The organism is Streptomyces sp. NPDC060198 (assembly GCF_042728415.1).
Classification (GTDB): domain Bacteria; phylum Actinomycetota; class Actinomycetes; order Streptomycetales; family Streptomycetaceae; genus Streptomyces.
The window spans coordinates 1-4559 of record NZ_JBHWZJ010000482.1 but is presented as its reverse complement, the minus strand read 5'-3'; the positions used below and the strand labels follow the sequence as shown (position 1 = coordinate 4559).

General features: G+C 67.6%; 4 protein-coding genes. 1 reads left to right on the top strand and 3 read right to left on the bottom strand.

Annotated elements, in window-relative coordinates:
* Nucleotides 1-44: 44 nt before the first annotated feature.
* The 3 genes from mctP to ACFWEP_RS32060 form a co-directional block, all read right to left on the bottom strand.
* Nucleotides 45-1679 carry a monocarboxylate uptake permease MctP gene (gene mctP, locus ACFWEP_RS32070; protein WP_387375418.1) on the bottom strand — a complete coding sequence of 545 codons (1635 nt, stop codon included), beginning with the start codon at nucleotides 1677-1679 and terminating at the stop codon, nucleotides 45-47.
* The gene (locus ACFWEP_RS32065; RefSeq protein WP_387375416.1) at nucleotides 1676-1933 is read right to left on the bottom strand and encodes a DUF3311 domain-containing protein; all 258 of its coding nucleotides are present in this window, start codon (nucleotides 1931-1933) and stop codon (nucleotides 1676-1678) included. Before ACFWEP_RS32065 ends, mctP begins: the two co-directional genes overlap by 4 nt.
* Nucleotides 1934-2131: 198 nt before the next feature.
* Nucleotides 2132-2896 (bottom strand): GntR family transcriptional regulator, encoded by a 765-nt coding sequence (locus ACFWEP_RS32060; protein WP_387375414.1) that lies wholly within the window; start codon nucleotides 2894-2896, stop codon nucleotides 2132-2134.
* Between the two features lie 345 nt (nucleotides 2897-3241).
* Between ACFWEP_RS32060 and ACFWEP_RS32055 the strand changes: the two genes are divergently transcribed.
* Complete coding sequence (locus ACFWEP_RS32055) at nucleotides 3242-4525, top strand: extracellular solute-binding protein (protein WP_387375412.1); 1284 nt, start codon at nucleotides 3242-3244, stop codon at nucleotides 4523-4525.
* Nucleotides 4526-4559: the final 34 nt, after the last annotated feature.

Below are 4559 nucleotides of genomic sequence, written 5' to 3'. Positions count from 1 at the left end.
GCCCGGCGGTCGGTTTCGCCCCGGCGTTTTGGCCCGGAGCGCCGTCAGTGGCCGCCCGGCGCCCCCACGGTGGCCGGCGCCAGCTTCTCCTGCACGCCCGGGTCGCCGACGTCCGCCGTGTAGTCCTCCGGCGAGGTCTCGTCGATGCCCGCCGGCGCCTTGAGCGCGTTGAGTACGAGGGTCACCACGATCACCACCACGACGTTCAGCACGAACGCGGTGAGGCCGATGTAGCCGATCTCGCCGATGCCCGGGATCTCCTTGGACGAGCCGCCGAAGTGCTTCTGGGTCGGGGAGGCCACGCCGTACGCGGCGAGGGTGCCGTACAGCATGCCGGCCGCCCAGCCCGCGATGAGCGCCCAGCGGTGGAACCACCGGGTGAACAGCCCGCCGACCAGCGCCGGCATCGTCTGGAGGATCCAGATCCCGCCCAGCAGCTGGAAGTTGATGGCCACGGTCTTGTCCATGGTGAGGACGAAGACCAGCGCGCCGACCTTCACCAGGAGCGAGACCAGCTTGGAGACCTTCGTCTCCTGGGCGGGCGTCGCGTCCGGCTTCAGGAACTCCTTGTAGATGTTCCGGGTGAAGAGGTTCGCCGCGGCGATGGACATGATGGCCGCCGGTACCAGCGCGCCGATCCCGATCGCGGCGAAGGCGACCCCGGCGAACCAGTCGGGGAACATGTTCTCGAAGAGCTGCGGGATGGCCAGCTGGCCGTTGGCCACCTTGACCCCGGCCGCGATGGCCATGAAGCCGAGCAGGGCCAGCAGGCCGAGCATCAGCGAGTACAGCGGCAGGATCGTGGTGTTGCGGCGGATCACCTCACGGCTGCGGCTGGAGAGCGTCGCCGTGATCGAGTGCGGGTACATGAACAGCGCCAGGGCCGAGCCCAGTGCCAGTGTGGCGTACCCCCATTGGCCGGACACTCCGGGCACGATCCCGGCGACCGTCTTGCCGGCCGTCTCGTTGGCGGCGGAGAACTTCGCGTTCGCCCCGGCGAAGACGTCGTCGAAGCCGCCCAGCTTGATCGGGATGTAGATGATCGCCACCGCGATGACCAGGTAGATCAGCCCGTCCTTGACGAACGCGATCAGCGCGGGCGCGCGCAGGCCCGAGGAGTAGGTGTACGCGGCCAGCACCGCGAAGGCGATCAGCAGCGGGAGGTCCTTGACGAACCAGTTGGTGTTCTCGCCGCCGCCGACGCCCATCACGTCCAGCACCGCCTGGATGCCGACGAGTTGCAGGGCGATGTACGGCATCGTGGCGAGGATGCCGGTGAGCGCGACCGCGAGCGACAGCCCCCGGGAGCCGAAGCGGCCCCGGACGAAGTCGGAGGTGGTGACGTACCCGTGCTTGTGCGACACGGACCAGAGCCGCGGCAGGAAGGTGAAGATCAGCGGGTACACCAGGATCGTGTAGGGAACCGCGAAGAAGCCCGCGGCCCCCGCCCCGTAGATCGCCGCCGGGACGGCGACGAAGGTGTACGCGGTGTACAGGTCGCCGCCCAGCAGGAACCAGGTCACCCAGGTCCCGAACGACCGTCCGCCCAGGCCCCATTCGTCCAGGCTCTGGGCGTTGTCCGCGCGCCGCCAGCGGGCGGCCATGAACCCGACGACGGTGACCGCCAGGAAGAAGAAGATGAAGACGCCGAGCGCGACGCCGTTCACGCCGTCCTTCATGCGGAGACACCCCCCTTGCGGGAGCGCTGGTCACGCTTCCAGAGCGTGTAAGCGAGCATCGTCAGCCCGGTCGAGATGATCACCCAGAGCATCTGGTACCAGTAGAAGAACGGGATGCCGATGAACGTCGGGTCGGCCTTGGCGTACGAGCCGACCCAGAGCAGCGCCACGAACGGAGCGGCGAGGCATATCGCGATGACCACCCGGGCCGGTGTCACCGTCGGGGGCGGGGTGGGCAAGGGCACTTCTGACATGGTCTGACTCCGTTCCTCGCTGACCGCCGGTGGGCCCGGCCGGTGCCCCGGCCGGGTGCACCGGCCGTATGACTTCCCGGCGACGGGACTGTTTCCGTCAACGGCACGGAGAGAGAACGGATGTGGTTCATGGATGGCTGAAAGTGATCGCTACGAGTTCGATCCCGTGGCACGCACGGGTGAGCGGACCCGGTCCGCTCAGTCCAGTGGACGCTTGAGCCGGGCCACGAACTTGTACCGGTCGCCCCGGTAGACCGAGCGCACCCACTCCACCGGTTCCCCCTGTCCGTCGAGGGAGTGCCGGGAGAGCATCAGCATGGGAAGACCCACGTCGGTGCCGAGCAGCCCCGCCTCGCGCGGGGTGGCGAGCGAGGTCTCGATCGTCTCCTCGGCTTCCGCGAGCCGGACGTCGTAGACCTCGGACAGCGCCGTGTAGAGCGAGGTGTACTTCACCAGCGAACGGCGCAGCGCCGGAAAGCGCTTGGCCGAAAGGTGCGTGGTCTCGATGGCCATCGGCTCCCCGCTGGCGAGCCGCAGCCGCTCGATGCGCAGCACCCGGCCGCCGGCGGTGATGTCCAGCAGCCCGGCCAGCGCCTGGTCAGCCGTCACGTAGCCGATGTCCAGCAGCTGGGAGGTGGGTTCGAGGCCCTGTGCCCGCATGTCCTCGGTGTACGAGGTCAGTTGGAGCGCCTGGGCCACCTTCGGCTTGGCGACGAAGGTGCCCTTGCCCTGGATGCGTTCGAGCCGGCCTTCGACGACCAGTTCCTGGAGCGCCTGGCGCACCGTGGTGCGGGAGGTGTCGAACTCGGCCGCGAGGGTGCGCTCCGGCGGCACCGGTGTGCCGGGTGGCATGGTGTCCGTCATGTCGAGGAGGTGGCGCTTGAGCCGGTAGTACTTGGGCACGCGCGCGGTGCGCGTACCCGCTCCCGTGTTGCCCGGGGTGCTGCCCTCACCGGCGCTCATGGTCCCTCTCCCCGCTTGCTGTGCTGCCGTCACCGGCTCCTCCGTACATCGCGGCTCACATGGTGGCACGGTCCGGCCGAGGGGGCGCCGTTCTGCCCCTCGGCTCGTGTCGTCGGCCCGCCGTTCCATGGCGATCCAGGTGTGGGCGCTTTCGATCAAAAGCCCCTAGGTGTCGGTCCTATAACGGACGCGAGTGCACTTCTTATACACCCTTGACACCCCTAAAGGTCTAGGCCAAGCTCCGGGTGCTGGTCTAAACCATTAAAGACCAGGTCCAGCCCCAGCAGTACTCGTCGAATGTCTTCGCGGTGGGCGGGGTTGCAGCATCCCTGAGGAGGGTTTGACGTGAAGCGCAAGCTCATCGCGGCCATTGGTGTCGCGGGCATGATGATCTCGATCGCGGCATGTGGCTCGGACGACACCGAGAAGGACACCGCCAAGCCGGCAAGTCCGGACAGCTACAAGGGCCAGACGCTGACGGTCTGGGCCATGGACGGCTCGACGCCCGACCAGTGGCAGAAGGACCTGAGCGCGGCCTTCGAGAAGAAGACCGGCGCCAAGGTCAAGTTCGAGGTCCAGAAGTGGGACGGCATCCAGCAGAAGCTGACGACCGCCCTCTCGGAGGAGAACCCGCCGGACGTCTTCGAGATCGGCAACACCCAGACCGCCGCCTACGCGAAGTCGGGCGGCCTCGCCGACCTCGGCGACGTGAAGTCGGAGATCGGTAGCGAGTGGGCCGAGAGCCTCAACAAGGCGTCGGTCGTGGACGGCACCCAGTACGCCGCGCCGTGGTACTTCGCCAACCGTGTGGTCATCTACAACAAGTCCGTCTTCGCGGATGCCGGGATCACCGACACCCCGAAGACCCGCGACGAGTTCTTCGCGGACCTGGACAAGATCAAGGCGAAGGGCAAGGCGGAGCCCCTCTACCTGCCCGGCCAGAACTGGTACTTCTTCGACGGCCTCACCATCGGCCAGGGTGCCGACCTCGTGAAGAAGGACGGGGACAAGTGGGTCTCCAACCTCGCCGACCCGAAGATCGGCGCGGCGATGGACATCTACAAGAAGTACCAGGCCTACTCCAAGGCCCCCAAGGACAAGGACGAGGCCACCCCGCAGCAGGCCGACGTCTTCGCCAAGGGCAAGACCGGCGCCTTCATCGGCATGGGCTGGGAGGCCGGCACGGCCATCGCCGCCAACCCCGCCATCGAGAAGGAGATCGGCTACTTCACCATCCCGGGTGAGACCGCCGACAAGCCCGAGGGCGTCTTCCTCGGAGGCTCCAACCTCGCGGTCGCCGAGGGCAGCAAGAAGAAGGACCTCGCCAAGGAGTTCCTGAAGCTCGCGCTCTCCGACCAGTTCGAGGGCCAGCTCGCCAAGCTGAACGGCGTCATCCCGAACAAGGAGTCGCTGAACAGCAACCTCACGGGCAACGTGGTCGCCGAGGCCGCCGCGCCGGCCGCCAAGGTCGGTGGCACCACGCCGCTGATCCCCGAGTGGGCCGCCGTCGAGAACGCGCCCAACCCGATCAAGACCTTCATGACCGCGGTCCTGAACGGCAAGTCGAACGAAGAGGCCGCCAAGCAGGTCGAGGCGGAGCTCAACAAGCGCCTCGCGCAGCAGCAGTAAGACCGAGCTGCCGGGTGCGGACTCCTCGCCGAGG